The 17,872-nt window shown below is 57.8% G+C and carries 18 protein-coding genes; 10 read left to right on the forward strand and 8 right to left on the reverse strand.

Annotated elements, in window-relative coordinates; genetic code table 11:
* Positions 1–126: 126 nt before the first annotated feature.
* The 5 genes from PQR54_RS13630 to PQR54_RS13650 form a co-directional block, all read right to left on the reverse strand.
* Complete coding sequence (locus tag PQR54_RS13630; protein ID WP_408246409.1) at positions 127–342, reverse strand: hypothetical protein; 216 nt, start codon at positions 340–342, stop codon at positions 127–129.
* Between the two features lie 307 nt (positions 343–649).
* A complete protein-coding gene (locus tag PQR54_RS13635) occupies positions 650–1,126 on the reverse strand; it encodes a hypothetical protein (protein WP_408246411.1) in 477 nt (158 codons plus the stop codon).
* An 18-nt stretch (positions 1,127–1,144) separates the two neighbouring features.
* Positions 1,145–1,513: a helix-turn-helix domain-containing protein gene (locus tag PQR54_RS13640; protein ID WP_408246413.1), complete on the reverse strand. Its 369-nt coding sequence runs from the start codon at positions 1,511–1,513 to the stop codon at positions 1,145–1,147.
* Between the two features lie 370 nt (positions 1,514–1,883).
* Positions 1,884–2,591 (reverse strand): hypothetical protein, encoded by a 708-nt coding sequence (locus PQR54_RS13645; protein WP_408246415.1) that lies wholly within the window; start codon positions 2,589–2,591, stop codon positions 1,884–1,886.
* A 700-nt stretch (positions 2,592–3,291) separates the two neighbouring features.
* A complete protein-coding gene (locus PQR54_RS13650) occupies positions 3,292–3,852 on the reverse strand; it encodes a hypothetical protein (protein ID WP_408246417.1) in 561 nt (186 codons plus the stop codon).
* Between the two features lie 396 nt (positions 3,853–4,248).
* Between PQR54_RS13650 and PQR54_RS13655 the strand changes: the two genes are divergently transcribed.
* The 4 genes from PQR54_RS13655 (at position 4,249) to PQR54_RS13670 (ending at position 7,739) form a co-directional block, all read left to right on the forward strand.
* Positions 4,249–5,109 (forward strand): hypothetical protein, encoded by an 861-nt coding sequence (locus PQR54_RS13655; protein ID WP_408246419.1) that lies wholly within the window; start codon positions 4,249–4,251, stop codon positions 5,107–5,109.
* Positions 5,110–5,117: 8 nt separating this feature from the next.
* Complete coding sequence (locus PQR54_RS13660; protein WP_408246421.1) at positions 5,118–6,602, forward strand: hypothetical protein; 1,485 nt, start codon at positions 5,118–5,120, stop codon at positions 6,600–6,602.
* 47 nt (positions 6,603–6,649) lie between these two features.
* Positions 6,650–6,814: a hypothetical protein gene (locus PQR54_RS13665; RefSeq protein WP_408246422.1), complete on the forward strand. Its 165-nt coding sequence runs from the start codon at positions 6,650–6,652 to the stop codon at positions 6,812–6,814.
* An 85-nt stretch (positions 6,815–6,899) separates the two neighbouring features.
* Entirely contained in the window at positions 6,900–7,739 is an 840-nt protein-coding gene (locus PQR54_RS13670; protein ID WP_408246424.1) for a hypothetical protein, read from the forward strand.
* Positions 7,740–8,285: 546 nt separating this feature from the next.
* Here the strand turns inward: PQR54_RS13670 and PQR54_RS13675 are convergent.
* Positions 8,286–9,341, reverse strand: coding sequence for a helix-turn-helix transcriptional regulator (locus tag PQR54_RS13675; RefSeq protein WP_408246426.1), 1,056 nt, complete (start codon positions 9,339–9,341; stop codon positions 8,286–8,288).
* 346 nt (positions 9,342–9,687) lie between these two features.
* Here PQR54_RS13675 and PQR54_RS13680 point away from each other — a divergent pair, with 346 nt between their 5' ends.
* The gene (locus PQR54_RS13680; protein WP_408246428.1) at positions 9,688–11,748 is read left to right on the forward strand and encodes a DUF262 domain-containing protein; all 2,061 of its coding nucleotides are present in this window, start codon (positions 9,688–9,690) and stop codon (positions 11,746–11,748) included.
* Positions 11,749–11,823: 75 nt separating this feature from the next.
* Here PQR54_RS13680 and PQR54_RS13685 read toward each other — a convergent pair whose 3' ends face one another.
* Positions 11,824–12,192 (reverse strand): hypothetical protein, encoded by a 369-nt coding sequence (locus PQR54_RS13685; protein WP_408246430.1) that lies wholly within the window; start codon positions 12,190–12,192, stop codon positions 11,824–11,826.
* A gap of 52 nt (positions 12,193–12,244) precedes the next feature.
* Positions 12,245–12,493: a hypothetical protein gene (locus PQR54_RS13690; RefSeq protein WP_408246432.1), complete on the reverse strand. Its 249-nt coding sequence runs from the start codon at positions 12,491–12,493 to the stop codon at positions 12,245–12,247.
* A 305-nt stretch (positions 12,494–12,798) separates the two neighbouring features.
* Between PQR54_RS13690 and PQR54_RS13695 the strand changes: the two genes are divergently transcribed.
* From PQR54_RS13695 to PQR54_RS13715, 5 genes are all read left to right on the forward strand, one after another.
* Positions 12,799–13,524 carry a BAR domain-containing protein gene (locus PQR54_RS13695; RefSeq protein WP_408246434.1) on the forward strand — a complete coding sequence of 242 codons (726 nt, stop codon included), beginning with the start codon at positions 12,799–12,801 and terminating at the stop codon, positions 13,522–13,524.
* A 140-nt stretch (positions 13,525–13,664) separates the two neighbouring features.
* Positions 13,665–14,117: a helix-turn-helix domain-containing protein gene (locus PQR54_RS13700; RefSeq protein WP_408246436.1), complete on the forward strand. Its 453-nt coding sequence runs from the start codon at positions 13,665–13,667 to the stop codon at positions 14,115–14,117.
* A gap of 318 nt (positions 14,118–14,435) precedes the next feature.
* Complete coding sequence (locus PQR54_RS13705; protein ID WP_408246438.1) at positions 14,436–14,783, forward strand: ATP-dependent nuclease; 348 nt, start codon at positions 14,436–14,438, stop codon at positions 14,781–14,783.
* A 35-nt stretch (positions 14,784–14,818) separates the two neighbouring features.
* On the forward strand, positions 14,819–16,141 hold the full coding sequence (locus tag PQR54_RS13710) for an ATP-dependent nuclease (protein ID WP_408246440.1): 1,323 nt from the start codon (positions 14,819–14,821) through the stop codon (positions 16,139–16,141).
* Positions 16,134–17,543 (forward strand): UvrD-helicase domain-containing protein, encoded by a 1,410-nt coding sequence (locus PQR54_RS13715; RefSeq protein ID WP_408246442.1) that lies wholly within the window; start codon positions 16,134–16,136, stop codon positions 17,541–17,543. The genes PQR54_RS13710 and PQR54_RS13715 overlap by 8 nt, the downstream gene beginning before the upstream one ends.
* The last annotated feature ends 329 nt before the right edge of the window (positions 17,544–17,872 follow it).

The raw sequence follows: 17,872 nt of genomic DNA on the forward strand, positions 1-17,872 counted from the left end.
GGGTGCGCGACCGACGTTAGCTTGTGCTGATAGCTCATGCATTCACCCTGTAGTCGCGGGGTTTAAACGGTGGAGTGAAGCGAGGCCGTACGGCTGATGCGGGATTCGCAACGGGCGCCCAATCGCTTATGAACCATTCGTCGACTCACGGTCTTCGATTTGGGTGGCAAAGAAACCTTCTGCTGCGGCTCGCTGCTTCGATTTGTATTCGAGAATGTCAGACCTTCGAAGCATTCCGTCTTTCGCGGTTAGCTTGCCTTCATCGATGAGTTTTGAAATGTGGGCATGAGCGACGAAAAGTAGTTTCGCACCCGCCGCGAGCGAGATGAGTTCTTCAGGCATGCTTGTCAGCTCCGTCGGGCGATGGTAACGGAGCGGCTCTTCCGAGTAGTGTAGCTCCGCCGTCAGGGAACCACCCACCGCCTCTCGCATGCGCAACGCCCCGTCGTCTTGCTCGCCCCCACGCTCCCAGCCCTCACTGTTTCCAAAACCGATTGCGCGCAGCTAACCCGGTCAACCGCCCGGCGCAGCACCACGAAGCTGGCGTCAGAAATCCCTGCTTCTTGAGCCGCTACCTCGGCGTCCATGACGACATCTGTCAGCACACATTCCGTGAGCCAATCGTCTTTTCAGGCCAGGTCGCCTGTGGTCAGGCGCCCTTGGTCGTCGAGCCAAGGTTTGAGCTTCCTTTGCGCAGCGGCAACTGCTTCAGGTTTGAAATGCTCGGTGTGGCGCAATACAACGAACTCGAAAGTTTGGTCAACAAACCCGCAGCTTCCATCCGTGCAAATCCTTCAGTTGCCGGCTTGAGAACGATAACTTCGACGCCGCCGACCGCACCGTGATTGCGGACGGCTTTGCGTGTGTTGCCTGCTTTGAAGTTCTTGTCATGCGTCAGGTACAGCACTTCTTCATAGGCGTAGACGCCTCCCCAGATGTCAGGTAACAGGGGGGCGGTAAAACCTTGTTTGTCGAGCAACAGTTCGATTCCATGACGGCGGGCCGCCATGGCGAGGTCTGGCTGCGCCACTTCTACGTTTTTCGCAAACTGGACACATTCCGCGCGGGTTTTCAGCCGGGTCATGCGATTCGAATCTTCAGGGCTCAACAGCTCTGGCTCGTTCATGCTTTGTTCTCCCGGGGATTACCAGTTAATTGACACCGACGTTGCGCCACGCCGCTTCAGCTCTGCGACGATTTCGTCGATAGGGGCGTCTCGAAGAAACCGGCCGCCGGACTGTTCTTGATTTGCGGGCTCGCTGTTCGCAGAGGCAGGCGTCGCAGCAACTTCTGCCTCGCCAACCGGAAACAGAACTGCATTGAGCTTTTCCCAAGTTTGCAGGCCGGGGAGTGTCGCATTGCTGTGCTCGGGATTCTCATATCTAGACGGCATCACCTCGTGAATTCCCACGCGCTTTGCCAGTTCTCGGAAGCTCAATTTGGCGGCGAGACGAGCGTCCTTGAGCGCCGTCCGGAAAGTTGGGTCTGTGACCTTGGGTAGTTGCTTGACCATCGTGAATTAGCTCTTGTAACTAGGGAGTTTGCGTAGGTTAGTATGAGTTAGTTTGAAATGCAAGTATAGGTTATCCTGGTTAGCTCGATGTCGAGTTGCCTTCCTTTCGACCACAAATGGCGCCGCCCGCGCCCTCCTTACGTCTAGCTTGCTTGGCGGAACGGTCTGCAGCGCTTCAACGCACTTGCGCGTCGGGCTATGAGTAGGAATAACGGCAGCGAAAGCGGGCAATCTGGTAGGAACCAGTCCGCAGGTAGCGGTTCGAAGGCGGGTCGGTCATATCCCGCACCATCCTCTCACTCCCCAGATTTTTGGTGCAGCGAGATTCGAGGCCGGCTTAGCGCAATAGGCTTGTCTTGGCAATGCTCGACTACTGGTCGCCTTGCGGATGGAAACTGCAATTGCTCACAAAATCGCGGACTTTGTCGCGGACACCACTGATATCCGCAGGGCCTGTATGCCCAACGGCTCCATCTGCAGCGACCCAAGCCGTAATTGTCGTCGAGGCCAACAGTTTCTGGACTTCCGCGGGCGTGAGAACACGTGTTACCCAAATTGTTGAGTCATTCGGCATAAGGCCGTCGTCCGCGCTGCCCTTCCGCTTCGTTTGTATCGTCTGCTGGTCGAGCGTGAAGAAGGACTGCGTAGCCAAGTCGTAAACCTGCTTCGCATCTTGCAAGTTGGTAACGATGCCACCCATCAATAGAATCCTGTCGCGGCGAGCGCAGTTGAAAATGAAGCGAGCGCTGTAGCTCGTATATTTCTGCTCAATGCGAAGGTACGTCAAGCCGTTGACCTGCTTGGGCTCTGCAGTCGTTGGCTCTATTCCGTTGTTAGAAAAGTGAAGCTTGTTGGCTTCCGCTGCGCTCAACCAGAGAATGTCATTTGGCATCAACCGATGCCGAAGCAGAGAATGCCGATGCATCAACACCCATCCGGTGAAGGTATGCAACCAGCAACCCGCTGACTTCCTGACTGGTCCCATTGCCAATGTCACCACCCTCCGAATAGTATTGGTGAATACCGAGCCTTGTGTTGCGGCCTGAATCGTATCGGCCCCGGCCGCCAGCCAACGCATATGCGCACGCACTCGCGCAGATGCCGCTTGTCACCCTCCCCCCCTTGAACATACGTCGCAATACCGGTGTGGAATCCCAGTTTCCTGATGGTGTTGCCTAGGGCACCCCCTCCCATAAGCGAACCGCCTGGTGAGTTAAATAACACCATGCCACGCTCAATGTGATTTGTGCGAACGAACCGTTCCAACTCGCTGGCGCTGGAAGTGGTTATCTCACCCCCCCGCATAGATTCGCGTCGTGTCGCCGTGTTGGTCCATCCACGTAGCGACATCAGGGAGGTTATGTTTGGGCGCAGTGAACGACATCGCATTTGCGTCGCTACCAGCGAGGCCGAAAATTAGGAGGATTAGGCTGAGTGCTTTCATGTCTTCTGTACCCCGTATTGCCCTCAAATTTCGCGCTAGCGCCGGCGACACCGCTGCCGGCCATTGTTCTTTTCCTGGCCGGTGAGGCGACTTTCTGGAACACCGGCAACTTGGTCCTTATCTTATATTTGTCGATTCCGCTTGCCTAGAATTGGGACGCTTTGGAGGAACTGAACACAAGCGCACAAACTTGCCGTCCTGCGCCAAGTACATGCGTGTCATCTGCTTCCTCGTCGAGTCCGTGGTGTCGTCGCTGCAAACTACGCGCTCTGGCTGGCAGACGCGCTCCCTAGCGGCCGCCGCGCTACGCGCTGCTCTAATCCTGCCCACGATGTCAGAAAGCGTAAGCCCAACGTCGCGCAGGACGAAAAGGAAAATTTGACGCTCGCCGCGGTACAAAAACCGATGCGACCTCAAACTCGCGACATGCCGACGCGGTCAGCTCAACTTTCAGGGCGCGCACCTCGAGCACCTGCAGCCAGTCGCCGCGCAACTCGGCAATGAGTGTTCTGAAGAGGGCGCAGGGCTGCAGACCGAACAAGCTCTCTTCAGCCAACGCTATCTCTTTCGCGTCCACTCGCGCGCTAATCTGCCCTACTATTGCTTCCAGCCGTGCGACGTGGTTATGGGCCGCTGCATTGCAAGGCTCAGCAGCTCCGCTCATGCAGACCACCGAGGCCCTTAAGGTCAACTCTGTGGGCAAATCCGACGCCGACGGGGTGTCCGAGGGCCCCGCAGTGTTCGAGTCTGACTCGCTCCTGTACTGCTCGCGCACTGAGTTCTCACGAATCCAGCGCTCAGCCTCTCGCAACGCCTCATTAAGAATATGAAGTCCCGCCAATTCCCGGAGCGTCATTTCGCCGAGTTCGCAAACGCCTGTGTTCTTCTGTCGCATCTCTTCCAAATTCCATTAAGTTGCCAGCTGGGACGGATGATTGCGAGCCAGCGGGACATTTCCTGTCCCACTAACTATCCGTTGTATTGAGTAGGAGAGACTGAAGGAACACTTTTTTTAAAGGGGTATTCATATCGGGACACATTTTGTCCCGAGCAAATTCCACCATCGTGACTTCCAGTTTGAGCCACATATCTTTTGTGTGACTCGTCTGTGCTGGTTATCTGGTACGGCCTAAAGTTTGTTACGCCTCGTGCCGTTAGCCGGATGGGGTCCCTTTGCGTCGCAATCGGCCGCGCGAAGTGAACGATGCAAGCGCAGTACGTGCTAAACGCGATACGCCGGCTCGGGGTTGCCGCCGCGTTGAGGAAGACAAGATTAAGAACGGAGAGATACATGCTGAACAGAGAGAATGCGTCAAATGCTCGTAATCAACTTGAAGCGGCAGCTAAGGACTATGACAAACGCCAGAACGAAGTCCAGATGTTGGCCACGGGGCTTTACAACCTGCGTCGCGAGAGCAGTGAACTGCTGATTGGCGATGTCGAAGCGTACGTTAATGGTCTTACTTCGACACCGAAAGAATTCAGCCGTGCGTTTGCTGAATACAAGGTCGAGTACCACACGTTCGAAGGTGTCATCGCAGAAGTCGACCGGCAACTGCATGACATCAACGTGACGGGCGGTGCGGCCGCAGGCGTGGGCGTAGCTGCCGGTGCGTCGACAGCATTGTTGGCTCCGGCAGCCGCCATGGCCGTTGCCACGACATTCGGCACTGCGTCTACGGGTACCGCCATCGCCTCCCTGTCCGGTGCAGCCGCGACGAACGCGGCACTGGCGTGGCTTGGTGGCGGCGCGCTGGCGGCGGGCGGTGGCGGAATGTCCGCCGGCGGCGCACTGCTTGCACTGGCAGGCCCGGTCGGTTGGACTCTTGCGGGTGCGGCGGTCGTCGGGGGCGGACTCTTCGTGTGGCACTCAAATGGAAAGGTCGCTGAGGAAGCTCACGCCAAGCGAGTGCCCATTGAGAAGGGCGTCGCGTCGCTCAAGATGGCCGCAGCCGAAATCGAAATCCTCAAGCATCTGACGCTCACGCACACCATCGGGATGAAGTCGCTTCTTGGGAAGCTCAAGCGGACTGCGCCCACGGACTACGGTCAGTTTTCTGCGGAAAACAAGGACGCCCTGGGCTCGCTCATCAACCACGTGCGCTCGCTGTCGTCGCTGCTGAACAAAACCATTATGTCGAACGCTTCCTGAGGCCCGACATGACTATCGACTCCACAATCGGGGTATCCGGGGCCGCTGCATTTCATGGCGGGCCGGCGGTAGCAACCACGGCTTCGCTGGCCGACCAGGCTGCGGGTATCGTGGTCGACGCAGTCAATGGCGCGCGCGTGGCGGCTGAGGCTGTTCTGCAGTCCGCGCAGGACAAGGCGTTCGAAAACGCAATGGCTGCGATGGCGGGGCTGCGCGAATTCATCGGTGAGCCCGGCAAGATTTTAGGCCGCATGGACACCAAGCACGGTGAGGTCGCCGAGCAGGTCGAGGTTGCCGTGCGTCGTTCGCGCGACTATCTCGCCCAAATTATGCCCGGGGCGACGTTCGAGGGGGTAGGACGTACGGCGCCCATGGACTACCGCATCGACGGAATCGACGTCCAGTCGAAGTTCATCAACGGCGCCAATAACAGCCTCAAACATGTCCTTGAACACATGGATACGTACAAGGACTTCGGCAAGGACGGCTTTTATCACATCCCCAAGAACCAGCACACGCAGATTCTTGAAGTTTTAAAGGGTAATCAGGGCGAGCTCAGTGAAAAGACCGTACGCGCCATTCACGAGAAGGTCGCCCAAATCGAACTTGCGACTGGCAAGCCGTTCACTGAAGTCGTGCAGCCTTCCGTGTCGACATACGGCGAAGTGCAACTCGGCAAGGTGGGTGAAACGGTCGACCATCACGAGCAGGACCTCAAGCAGCAGAATGAGGCGCTCAAGGACCAGATTGCCCTTGAGCACGAACCATCGTTGGCCGAAGGATTGAAGGCAGCGGGCGGGGCCGCGGCAGTCGGTGCTGCACTCAGCCTGACAATGAACGTGTGGAAGAAGTATCGCGATGGAAAAAACGTCTTCGCAGGGGACTTTACCTTGGAGGACTGGAAGGAAGTCGGCCTTTCCACCGTCAAGGGTGCCGCTGGCGGCGCCATTGCGGGTGGCGCCATCTACGCGCTGACCAACTGCGCTGAGATGGCCGCCCCTTTCGCTGGTGCATTCGTAAGCGCGGCTAAAGGGATGGCGTCGCTCGTCGCTGACTACCATGCCGGCAAGCTTTCGCTGGACGCGCTCATCGACAACGGGATGTTCGTGTGCAGCGATGCAGCCATCGTGGGCCTGTGTACCGCCGCCGGTCAGACACTTATCCCGGTGCCCGTGCTTGGTGCCGTGCTGGGCTCCATCGCCGGCAAGTTTTTGTCGACTTTCATTGGCAAGAAAGCCCGGGAAGTTACCGACCGGCTGGCGGAACGGATGAACCGCATCGTAGCGGCACTCGATGATGAGGTGCGCAAGGTCCTCAACTTCCTGGAGGAGGAATTCGACCGCCTGGGCGAGCTCACGACGATTGCGTTCGACCTGTCGGCCAATGTGCGCCTGCTTGATGCGAGCCTCGCGCTGGCACGTGCACATGGCGTGCATGAAGCTCTTCTCATCAAGAACGAGTCAGACCTCGATGCATTCATGACTGGCGCCTGAGCCCGATTCAACCCGATTGGGCTATCGGACCTAATGGAGATATTCAGATGACGATTTTCTGGACTGCACTCACCGCCGCGCTCTATGGTTGCCTGGAGATTCTGGGCACGTTGCTCGGCACCGCTCTAGCCGCTTCCTTTGTGTGCTTTCTCGTCGCAGCGTTACTAGCCGCCGTGGTCGAGATATTCAGACAGCAAATCGCGACCGCCTGAGCGGCGCGACCCTTTTTCAGTGGCCGCACGGCGCGGCCCACGAAATACCGCGCACACGCTGCGTATCAAGACACAGGGGTTGAAATTGGACACTGCATTTTTGAAAGATTCAGGGGACCTCGCGGCACTGCTACAGGTCGCTGACGCTGATGACCTCGACGCGCTGGTCGACTACATCACGGACAATGGCAACGGGCGCGTGGCACTCGCCAAGGATGTGCGCGAGCGGTTTGTCACTTGCAAGAATGCCCGCAACTACCGCGCGGCTGACCGCGGTGCCATTGCCAGTGAAATACTGCTTTTCGGTGGTAACTCGATTGCCAACCTGTTCCGGGGCGGCAAGGGTGTGTCCTACAACGAGCTCGCGAGCGATGTCGGCAGCCACCTGAAGGTCACTTTCGCCAAAGGTGCCGACGCGCGGACGATAGAGGAAGCCATCATTGCAAAACTGTACAACGACACGGTCCGAGTAATGTCGGCCCACGACCTGCGAGAGTTCACTGCGTCAATGGGCGGCTTTGGAGCAACGAGAGCAGGGTCGGGGATGGCTGCCGGGATGAGTGTGTACGCAATGTCGATGGTCGTCGCGAGCGCCATGGCCTCTACGGTAATTGGCCGCGGGTTGCCGCTTGCCATGAGCGTCATCGCTTCGCGCGGCGCGGGCGTGCTTCTTGGCCCCTTCGGCGTAGCCCTCTCCGGCATATGGACGGTTGCCGAGCTCGCCAGTGCCGCCTATCGTGTCACTGTTCCGTGCGTCGTGCAAATTGCACACATTCGGCAGAAGGCCCTGCAAAGGGCTCTGGAATGCCGCTGCAGCAAATGTACGAAAATCAACACACCGGAGGCGAAATTCTGCTCTGAGTGCGGCAATCCCATGCCTCGGAAGACCGCCCCGTCAACAGCGCTCACAACTTCCAGTTTTTAAGATGGAATAAGACGCTAACGCGCTATGTGAAAGGCGCACCCCGATGCTGTCGTGGGTGCGCCTTTTGTTCCTGAAAGCTGCGTCGCACGAGTGCAAAAGGCCTTTTCTTGCGACGGTCTCCGTTGCCCGGTTATTGTGGCAGGAGACAGCCGCGGTTCAGTCCTCGCACGGTGCGTCCTGTGCCTCTGCCAGCAGTTTCGGCAAACGTGCAACACGTGCCCGCTGCCCGGGCGTTAGTCCTGATGTCACGCCAATTTGCGCCACGCTCGCGTGCCAATAATGCCGCCCGAGCACCGCCGTCGCCCCGGCGGCTGACGCACGCGCTCGAGATGCGCGAGGGCCTCGTCTATGTTCTTCGCGGTGTATGGACTGACCGCGGCCGCGGGCCGCGCAATGTTCGGATTCGTTGGAATTTTCTGCCCCTGTTGAGTCGCAACAAGGGTATTCTTCCTACCCATCGGGACAAAACCTGTCCGCCGAGATGGGGTCGTCTGGAAGGCCGAAATGCCAGTGGAAGGAGGCCGGCGAAACAGCGGGCAGAGAGGACTAGGCGCCATAGCGCATGGCGAGTCTGTGGTATTCGGCGGCAAATTCGTGGCGCAGGGCGACCGGAGCGAGGATTTCAACGCTCGCGCCGAACGAGCGCAACCACCAGCGCAACTTCAGACTCGGGATGACGGTACCGGCTACCATCATCCGCCCGTCGGCGAGCATCTCGATTCGCTGGTCCTTCGACATGGGTGTTTCGCGGAGATGGTTTCCAGCCTGGCCATCAAAGGCAATACTCAACTGGACCGCCGGCTCGGTCAAAAAGTTAAACGCCTGCTCGCTCTCGATATAGTCGCGCAGACTGAAGTCCTCGGGGTAGACGAACGTTTTGCCGGACTCAGTCGCCGACACAACCCGGTCGAGCCGGAACAGGCTTCGCAGCCATTGAATCTTCGGCTTGTCCTTGCGCGGTTCGAAGGACGGGTCCTGCGCAACCATATACATGATGCCGGCGGATTCAACGAGCGCAAGGGGCCACAGGGTCTTAGGCTTGAGCTCTTCTGTCTCGGGCTTTCCAGCAGGACGGTACCGCACAGACATTTCTCTTTCGAAGAAAGTCGCGGTTGTAATCGCATGGAATATGTCTTCGCGCAGATTCGGCCGGATAAGGGAAAAGGTGCCGTCGACTGAGTCAACCTTGTCGGGCCACTCCCGGTAAATCCGGCTGTCCGCCTTTTCTTGGGAGAGGCGGACTTCCGCGGCCGCGAAGAGCGGTTCTATATCGCGAGTAACGGCCGCAGGTAGCTTGTTGCCGGCAAAGCGCTGCATGATATGAAATGCCACGGCCTCGGACGCGCCCATGCGGCTTGCGCTGTCGCGCGCGCCCTGCAACCACGGTTTGCGTTGCCACAGCAACTCGCGCCCAGTTGTCGTGGATAGAACGAGTTTTTCCTTTTCCAGTCTCGCCAGCTCGCGCAAGACCTTTTTCGAATAGCAAGTGCGGTGTCCGCGCTCCTCAAGCTGCTGCCGCACTTCCGATGTGCCCATCCATGCAATCGCATCGCGCTCCGTCGGTAGAATGCGCAGGATTGCTTCCTCCAGGCCCGTGGTCATTTTCTTGCTCTCTTTTCCTGAATGCGTTTCGTCTCGGGCGTTTGTTCCCCGCGCCCGTAGCATGCTAAGCCGGGATTCTACGATGCAATTGAGCAAAGGGTGGTGGGCGCGGTCGGTGGCGCAGCCGCGCAGGGCTATGAGCGCTGCAGGGTCCCATACCCGGGAGGACAACCCCTCCGTAGGAGACGCTAACATGGGCTCATACAACACCATGCGTTACATGACGTGCTTCCTCAGACGCGCGTTCTGCTCGGCGATGACGCCAGTCAGGTGGGCATAGAGCTTTTGCACATGCGCTGATGCCGTACCCGCTGCGTTGCAGACGGGACACGTTTCTTCCCACTCGTTGAAGTCGGATTCGGCGAACCGCCGGCTGGCGGTCAAGGTGCCTTGCCCGTTGCAGGTCTCGCACGCGGTGGGCCACTGTCTCGTGATGAAACTGCGCGCTCCGGTGCGGACTGATTTCAACCGTTGTTTGTTTCTGGTTATCATCACGTTCGGCCAAGTCAGGCCGCGAAAACAAACGAAAGCTGAGAGACCCCAGATGGACGCAAACGCGATTGCATTGCTTGACATCTTCGAACGGAAGATGCGACTCGAAATCCCAATGTTTCAGCGGCAGTATGTATGGGGAAAGGAACATCAGTGGGAACCTCTCTGGGAAGACATATCACGGAAATTCACTGAGTTCATTGAGGACCGTCGAGACGCGCCCGTGCATTTCCTGGGTGCGATGGTGCTGGACCAGAAGCAGACGCACGTTGGTCGAGTCGAGCGGCGGAGCGTAATCGACGGGCAACAGCGCCTGACCACACTACAGATTTTTCTTGTCGCATTCCGTGACTTTTGCCGCGAGGAGAGTCTGGAAGAGTTCGCCGAGGAGTGTGAGAAGTACACTCTGAATTCGGGAAGGATGGCCGAACCTGAAGTGGAGAAATTCAAGGTCTGGCCGACTCTCTCTGACCGTCCTCAGTTCATGGACGTGCTCACAGCTGGTTCAAAATCCTCCCTCGAGAAGATTCACCCACTGACCCGTCGACCGTATGCAAGAAGGTTCAATCCACGGCCACGAATGGTAGAGGCATACCTCTTCTTCCATGAGCAGATTTCTGCCTACTTCAAGGGTATGTCTGACGAGCCGCCGGTCGGCGACGATATCGCGATGGAACATCGCGTTGAAGCATGCTTCGAAGCGCTCAAAACTGCGTTGAAGGTTGTGGCGATTGACCTGGGCGATGGCGACGACGCCCAGGTCATTTTCGAAACGCTTAATGCGAGGGGCGAGCCGCTTCTGCCGGCAGACCTGCTCCGAAATTACATCTTCCTGCGGGCCGCCCGACATGGCGAACAACAGGAACAGCTTTACGAGCGGTACTGGTCCACTTTCGACGACCCGTTCTGGCGTGAAGAGGTGACGCAAGGCCGACTTCGTCGACCCCGCAGCGACCTTTTCATCCAGCACTACCTTACGAGCAAGCAGGCCCGAGATATCCCAATCAAGCATCTTTTCGTCGAGTACAAGCATTGGGTTGAGCGTGAGAAGCCTTTCTCAAGCGTCGAGCAAGAGCTATCTGAGCTTGCTCGACAGCGCGACCATTTCCGGACGCTTTCGGTTTCTCACGAGTCTCCTCTACTTGGCGAACTGGCGCATTTTCTGAATCTCTTCGACGTCAGCACGGCCTATCCGCCGCTTCTGGCAATGCTCGACCTGGGCGCCGGTGATGTCGACATGTCCGAAACTGCTGACATGCTGGAGAGTTATTTTGTGCGTCGAGCGATTTGCGGCAATGAGACGAAGGCGTATAACAGAATTTTCATGGGCCTCACGCGGGCCATTCGCACCAAGGGGGCTAGCGCCGAGGTCGTCCGCGAGTACCTGACGTCGCTCAAAAGCGCAACTGATGTATGGCCGAGCGACGACGCTGTGTCCGACGCCTGGATGAGTAGCAGCGCATACCACTCCCTCAACAATCTGCGACTGACACACGTTCTGTGGCGCATCAGCGAAACGTATCGGTCGTCGAAATCGGAGAACGTTAGCACCAACGCGCCGCTCACGGTCGAACACATCATGCCGCAAGGCTGGGTGCCTCACTGGCCGCTACCGGACGGCTCGACGGGTGTTGAGCACGCGTGGTTTGCGAAAGAGGAGACGCCAGGAGTTGCCCAGAGCCGTCGGCGCAACGAATTGGTCCAAACTTTCGGTAACCTGACGCTTATCACCGGAAGCCTCAACAGCTCGATGAAGAACAGCGCGTGGGCAACGAAGCGTGATGCGATTCTCACACACTCTGTGTCGCCGATAAACGGTGTGCTCAATCGCTTCGATAGTTGGGACGAGTCAACAATCGAAACACGCGGTCGCGAGTTGCTGGGACGTGCATTGAAGCTTTGGAGCAGAGGCTAACCAACAAATTGTTCCGGCAGCGGCGTACTTGCTGCCGGGGGTGGTTTCAGGACGGTTGCCCTCGAAAGACGGACGTCACATCTCGTCGTCGGCTGCGGTTTCCAGCACAAGCCACTCCACCGCCCCGGCCGGGTAATCCTCCGGCCACCCCCTTGCCAGCAATCCCACCGCTTCACTCATCCGCAACCCGGCCGCTGAGCGGTCGATTCCTGCCGCTGTGCCATCTGTCCTCATTGATTCCAAGACGCTTTGTGCGCAGGCCATCCGGTCGAGCGCGCGTCGCAGGCGCTCACGCATCTCTCCTCGCAGGCCGAGTTCTCGCGAGACGACCTCGACGTCGTTCGCGGCGTCTGATAGCAGAAGGTCGAGCAGGTGCCTTCGGCGTAGCGCCCGGGCTGAGCTGGGCGGGTGCCCGGCATTGTCGTCGTAAGGTAGCGAGTCCATCCGCTATGTAGCCGACCGCTTTATCCGGCCGAACGAAGGCGGGATGGCGCGGCTATCTGTCTTCGGGCGGCTCGTGGCCGCCTGCTGGGGCGCCATCAGTCGACCAGTATTCCTCCGTCTGGCCTGCGAGAAAGGTCTTGTCCGCAGCCTGCTGCATTGCCTTGTATGCACGCACATCGGACTCTTTAAGCATTCCATCCGTCGCTGCCAGTGTCCGATTCTCAACAAGCTTTTCGATATGCGCGCGGGCGACTGTTAGCAGGTGGGCAGCCTCTCCAAAAGTGATGAATTGTTCCGGCATGGTGGCCAGTTCCGACGTGAAAGTGGTTCGACGAACCTGCCACAGAGTGTAGCCCCCGCCGCGACATGACGTTTCAACTGCAGCAATGAGATGCCTCAACGCCCAGCCGCGTCGGCGGCCGAGATTTAATTGACGATTTTTGAGCGCATTTTTATACTTACGAACAAATTAAAGGATGTAGACGATTTGCCGTTATGCAGACGTGTAATCCGAACGCGATTTGAGACCATTCTGCTGCACGACAGGCAATCAAGGCCCGAAAGGGGCCCCGGGGCTTTGATGCAAAGCAGATAAATACATTGAAAATGAAAAAACTGCTCTTTCCTCTTGTTTTTGCCTTTCTCGCACCTAGCGTATTCGCAGCAGGGTCGCTGGCGACTATTATCGCGGACACTCCGACGCTGATATTTATTTGCGTCAATATCGGATTGACCGTTTTTTTTGCGTTTATTCGATTCAACCGGTTTTCCGTCGTGCACGGCCCTGAGATTCTCACCACCGTGGGGATTTTTGGATGCTTTCTCGGAATCGCCACTGCGCTGCTTCATTTTGATGCTTCCAATGTGTCCGACAGCGTGCCTCATCTCCTGGAGGGTGTGAAAACTGCCTTCTGGGCCTCTGTGAGTGGCGTTGGCGGGTCGCTCGTGCTGAGGGCGCGCCACTACTTTCAGAAAGCTCCGATTCCACAAACAGAGGGTGCGCCCAAATCGGCGACGCTTGACGACGTGGTCGCAGCAACGCAAGCGCTGCAGCGCAGTCTTTCAGGTAGCGAAGAAGGCAGTCTCCTCACGCAACTGAAGTTGATGCGGCAGGAGCAGGTCGACGAACTCAAGCAGATGCGGAACTCGTTTGACACATTCGCGCAGCGCATGTCTCAGGATGGTTCCAAGGCACTCATAGAGGCGTTGAAAGAGGTCATCAAGGACTTCAATGCGCAAATTAATGAACAGTTCGGCGACAATTTCAAGCAGTTGAACTCCGCCGTTGAGAAGTTGGTGCGCCTTTTCTGCCGCTCAAATCGTCCCGTATGAACGCAAGTGTAGGCGTTTGCATTGTATATGTAAACGCCTACAAGCCAAGCGCCTACAACGCTTCTGTCTACAATGCACCCGCTGTAGACATCGGACTTGTAGACAGGAAAATAGAATTTTTATTTTTTAGGGACGGACTGATGTCGCTTCAAGAGCGCTTCGTCCAAAATTTGAGGCGCTACCGGTTGAGCCTTGGGTGTTCTCAAGAGGAGCTGGGAAATCGGCTGGGCTCGGATAGAACTGTAATCAGCCGTCTAGAGCGCACTTCGTCACGAATGACCTTGGAGCGTGCCGACGCTCTCGCGCGAGCGTTAGATATTGATGTCCGCGTCCTCTTCGACACTCCGATTGGCAACGAAATCATCCGTGTGCAGCCCGGCAAGCCCGTCTCAAGCGAGACGGTCGGCGAGAAAGTGCAGCAACTTCGCAAGGCTGAAGGGATAACTCAAAAGGACCTCGGCGACCGTACGGGCCTGGACCGCAACCGCATCTCGCAAATCGAGGCATCGAGCGGCAAAGTTGCGGCGCTACAATTATCGACGCTCGAAAAACTCGCCATAGCGTTTGGTATCAAACCGACTGAGCTGTTCTAATTCGTCGAGGTGGGGCTCTCCAAAATCCACCTAGCGACGACATCCTGTCGCCAACGGAGAAGCTCCCGGTCTCGTAGTTCGGCACGGGGTGGTAGTAGCCAGGGGCGGCGTTTAGCTCGCACGGTGATTGTGCGCGGGGAGAGGCCGAGGATGTCGGCAAGGTCGGTGGCGTCGAGATAGACTGCCGGTTGCAGGTCGGGAGCATTCATGCAACGTGTAGCGCAACGGTTTTAGCCGCTGCAGAAAACGCAAACCATCGAGCTGGCCGCGAGTCGAGCATATGAGCGCGCGAGCCCAGCTATACGCTAAGGGCAAGCCGTGCACATCGTCGCGCTACGGGTCAACAATTTCCGGGGAATACGCGAGCTATCGTGGTTTCCGAATCGAGGCGTCAACTGTTTAATTGGTCCGGGCGACAGCTGCAAAACGACGATTCTCGATGCTATCGACCTGCTGCTTGCAGAACGGCAGAACGTCACGTTTGACGACCTTGACTTCTACGACGCGAATCCGTCCAACGCAATCAGAATCGTTGCATGCATCGCCGAGTTTCCGAGAGACTACCTGCGAGAGGACCGATACGGACTGTATCTCTCCGGCTGGAATTCCGTCACGCGTTCGTGGAACTCTGAGCCCTCGGAGAAGCAAGGAATTGCCCCGTACTGACGCTCGAACTTGTAGTCGATGAAACACTCGAGCCCGTGTGGTCAATCTATGTAGGCAACGCACCCGAGAACAAATCCAAGCGAATTCGCTTCGCTGACCGCAAGGAGACGGCACCAGCGCGCCTCGTAGCCTATGCGGATAGGCACCTGTCTTGGGGGCGCGGCTCGGCTTTGCAACGCGTCGAAACGCATCCGGAGAAGCTTCCTTCGCAGCTGAACGAGCTCTTGCGCTCGGCTCGCGACACTTTTGCAATCAATAGCGCCTCGACCTTCAGTGAAGTCATTGAGGCAGTTGCGCCGGATATCACAGGGTTGGGCGTCCAGGTTCGTGACAAGCTAACCGCGAATCTTGACCACACGAGCTTCTCGATGAACGCAAGCGGGGTCGCCCTCCATGACGGCAACGTACCCTTTCGCAGCATGGGAACCGGGTCGGCGCGCCTCGCAGTTGCAGCCCTCCAGAGTGCAGAATCAGCGCAGCGCCACTTCCTGCTCATGGACGAGATTGAATACGGCCTCGAGCCCCATCGAATCTCCTTGCTCGTCAGCCATCTTCGCAAACGTGTCGAAGCGAGCGGCCAAGTGTTCTTAACCACGCACTCGACAAGCGTCTTGCGCGAAGTACGGTTCGGGGAAATCTTTGTTTGTCGACGTGACGCAACAGGGAAAGTTGAAGTTAAGCATTCGGCCGCAACTGCGACCGCGCTGCTAGATGCGAAGCGCTATGTTCGCGACCTGGGCGAGGCGTTGCTCGCAAAGACTATCCTCGTTTGCGAAGGCCAGACAGAGGTCGCCCTTCTCAAGGGATACGCTGAAGGCGCACAAAGGCAGTTCCAGAGGTTTGGTGCGACCGTCATAGATGGCGGAGGGGCCTCTGCACCAGCCATCGCAATACACTTTGCGTCACTGGGATATCGCACTGCCCTGCTCACCGACAGCGATGCCCCAATCCCACCCACCTTCTCTGCATCGCTCAAAGCCGGGAAGATTCCCCACTTCGAGTGGGGCGACGGGCGATGCACTGAAGAAGAGCTTTTTATGGGGACTCCGCAGGACTTGCGCCCAAAGATACTAGAGTTGATTGCTGACGAAATTGGAGAGCCGCGCACTCTGGGAGAACTGTCCAGCGTTGTTCACCAGAAGCTCGAAACTCTGCAGCAAGCATCCGCGTATCTATCGGACCAGGAATGGCTCCGTCGCATTGGTAGACTCGCGCATAAATCGAAGTGGATTAAGAAAGACTACGACCTGTGCTTCAGTATTGGTTCAAACCTCTTGGGAGCGCCGGGAGCGCCCAGCATCGCCCATCTGCCGTGGCAGCTCGACCAGATTTTTAGTTGGCTCTGCAGCGATGCTTGAACTGACCGTCCAGCAGATGCTCCGCGCTCGCGCCGGTGCTATTGAAGCGCCAGCAGGTACCGGCAAAACGGAGCAGATTACCCTTGTCGCCGGCAACGCTCCGGGGCGCTGGCTGATTCTCACCCACACAGTCGCGGGTGTCGACGCGATTCGACGGCGCTTGGTCAAACACCAAATTTCGGCAGAGAAAGCGCAAGTCGAGACGCTGTCGGCATGGGCGCACCGGTGGGCACGTGCGTTACCAAAGGGGTCAGGGTTGGCTTCGACCTGGTCGGCTAAAGACCGGGACTGGGATACGGTGATGGTAGCGGCCGCGAAGCTGATTGAAAGCGGTGCCGTCGAGAGCATTCTCCGCGCGTCGTATGAAGGAGTTCTCGTAGACGAGTATCAGGATTGCACCGTCGCTCATCATGGGCTTGTAAGGGCGCTTTCGCTGCATCTGCCTTGCTATGTGTTCGGCGACCCGTTGCAGGCAATTTTTGGCTGTCGCCCAGGCATGCTCGCTAACTGGCACGCGGACACCGTGGCCGCCTTCCCACAGGCAGGCGTGCTGGCTACGCCTCAAAGATGGATTCATGCAGGCAATCCTGCGCTGGGCGCGTGGCTCATCAGCCAGCGAGCAAACTTCAGCGCCGGCATTTTCGATTTCCGGGGCGCCCCGACATGCTTAACATGGCAAGCTTGCGCGCCTCGGCTCGCAGCCCAGCAGCTCGCCGGCTCCTGCTCGGTCCAGCTTCGTGATGGAGCGACCCTCGCGGTGATTCATTCTAGCGTCGACGAAGTGCGACGCGCAGACCTGGCAAAGGCCATCCACGCGACTACGGTCGAACCTACCGGCGGCAGGACCGAGCGCAACTTTTTTGAGAGCCTCAGAACGCAAACCGGGGTTGACCGGGTGAACGCTGTGCTCAACCTCATGGGAACCGCGTATCTGGGCGTAGGGGCTGCGGACAAGAGGAAGCGCGTTGAATCGTTGCTAGCAAATCCGACGCGCATCCAAACACCGGCTACGCCAGCAGAGGTCGCGTTGACCGGCATCGTGAGGAGCGATTCGCTCGCGAATGTCTTGGACGCAATTCGGTGCATTGGGAATGAAACCGGCGTAACCATCGTGCGCCCAGAACTGGTGTATTGCATCAAATCCGCGTTGCAGCTATGCGCAGAGAATCCCGCGCTACAACTGGACGACGCCGCATTTCAAGTTGCGAACGCACGTCGAGAGAGAGGACGAGTCCTGCGGAATCGCGCAGTTGGCAGCACGCTATTGATGAAAGGCCTTGAATTCGACCATGTCGTGATTACGCCGGACGCGTGTGAAAACCGCCATCACTGGTACGTGGCTCTGACGCGCGGCACGCAGTCGGTTCGGGTCTTGGCGCCAAGTGTGAGCTTCAGCGTATAGCGATACAAGATTGCAGTTGAGGCAGAGAACCTCAGCTTGCGAGAATGGATTCCCATTCAGGAAATCAGTCCGCGCGCTCCCTGTCCTGCAGCGCACTTGCGGCGTTTCGAGCAAGGTAGCAGCGTTCATACGGTCAGGACCGTGTGTCGAGCCTTCTCTCGAAGACATCTTGCCGCCAACGCAGTAACTGTCGGTCATACACGACCGCGTGGTGGCAACAGCCAAGGCCGACGCCTGAGTCGTTTGAAGACCTCTTGAACGGATATGCCAAGCAGCTCTGCAAGCTCCAAAGCATCAAGCTAAGAATCGCGCGGGGTCGATATCAGAGA

Origin of the sequence: Paraburkholderia phytofirmans (assembly GCF_046028095.1) — a bacterium.
GTDB classification, from domain to species: Bacteria; Pseudomonadota; Gammaproteobacteria; order Burkholderiales; family Burkholderiaceae; genus Paraburkholderia; species Paraburkholderia phytofirmans_A.

Coding starts and splice junctions, on each gene's coding strand:
- PQR54_RS13660 (WP_408246421.1), top strand. CDS start 5,118: ATGACTATCGACTCCACAATCGGGGTATCCGGGGCCGCTGCATTTCAT.
- PQR54_RS13715 (WP_408246442.1), top strand. CDS start 16,134: ATGCTTGAACTGACCGTCCAGCAGATGCTCCGCGCTCGCGCCGGTGCT.
- PQR54_RS13685 (WP_408246430.1), bottom strand. CDS start 12,192: ATGGACTCGCTACCTTACGACGACAATGCCGGGCACCCGCCCAGCTCA.
- PQR54_RS13655 (WP_408246419.1), top strand. CDS start 4,249: ATGCTGAACAGAGAGAATGCGTCAAATGCTCGTAATCAACTTGAAGCG.
- PQR54_RS13630 (WP_408246409.1), bottom strand. CDS start 342: ATGCCTGAAGAACTCATCTCGCTCGCGGCGGGTGCGAAACTACTTTTC.
- PQR54_RS13645 (WP_408246415.1), bottom strand. CDS start 2,591: ATGCGTTGGCTGGCGGCCGGGGCCGATACGATTCAGGCCGCAACACAA.
- PQR54_RS13695 (WP_408246434.1), top strand. CDS start 12,799: ATGAAAAAACTGCTCTTTCCTCTTGTTTTTGCCTTTCTCGCACCTAGC.
- PQR54_RS13665 (WP_408246422.1), top strand. CDS start 6,650: ATGACGATTTTCTGGACTGCACTCACCGCCGCGCTCTATGGTTGCCTG.
- PQR54_RS13690 (WP_408246432.1), bottom strand. CDS start 12,493: ATGCCGGAACAATTCATCACTTTTGGAGAGGCTGCCCACCTGCTAACA.
- PQR54_RS13650 (WP_408246417.1), bottom strand. CDS start 3,852: ATGCGACAGAAGAACACAGGCGTTTGCGAACTCGGCGAAATGACGCTC.
- PQR54_RS13635 (WP_408246411.1), bottom strand. CDS start 1,126: ATGAACGAGCCAGAGCTGTTGAGCCCTGAAGATTCGAATCGCATGACC.
- PQR54_RS13640 (WP_408246413.1), bottom strand. CDS start 1,513: ATGGTCAAGCAACTACCCAAGGTCACAGACCCAACTTTCCGGACGGCG.
- PQR54_RS13675 (WP_408246426.1), bottom strand. CDS start 9,341: ATGACCACGGGCCTGGAGGAAGCAATCCTGCGCATTCTACCGACGGAG.
- PQR54_RS13700 (WP_408246436.1), top strand. CDS start 13,665: ATGTCGCTTCAAGAGCGCTTCGTCCAAAATTTGAGGCGCTACCGGTTG.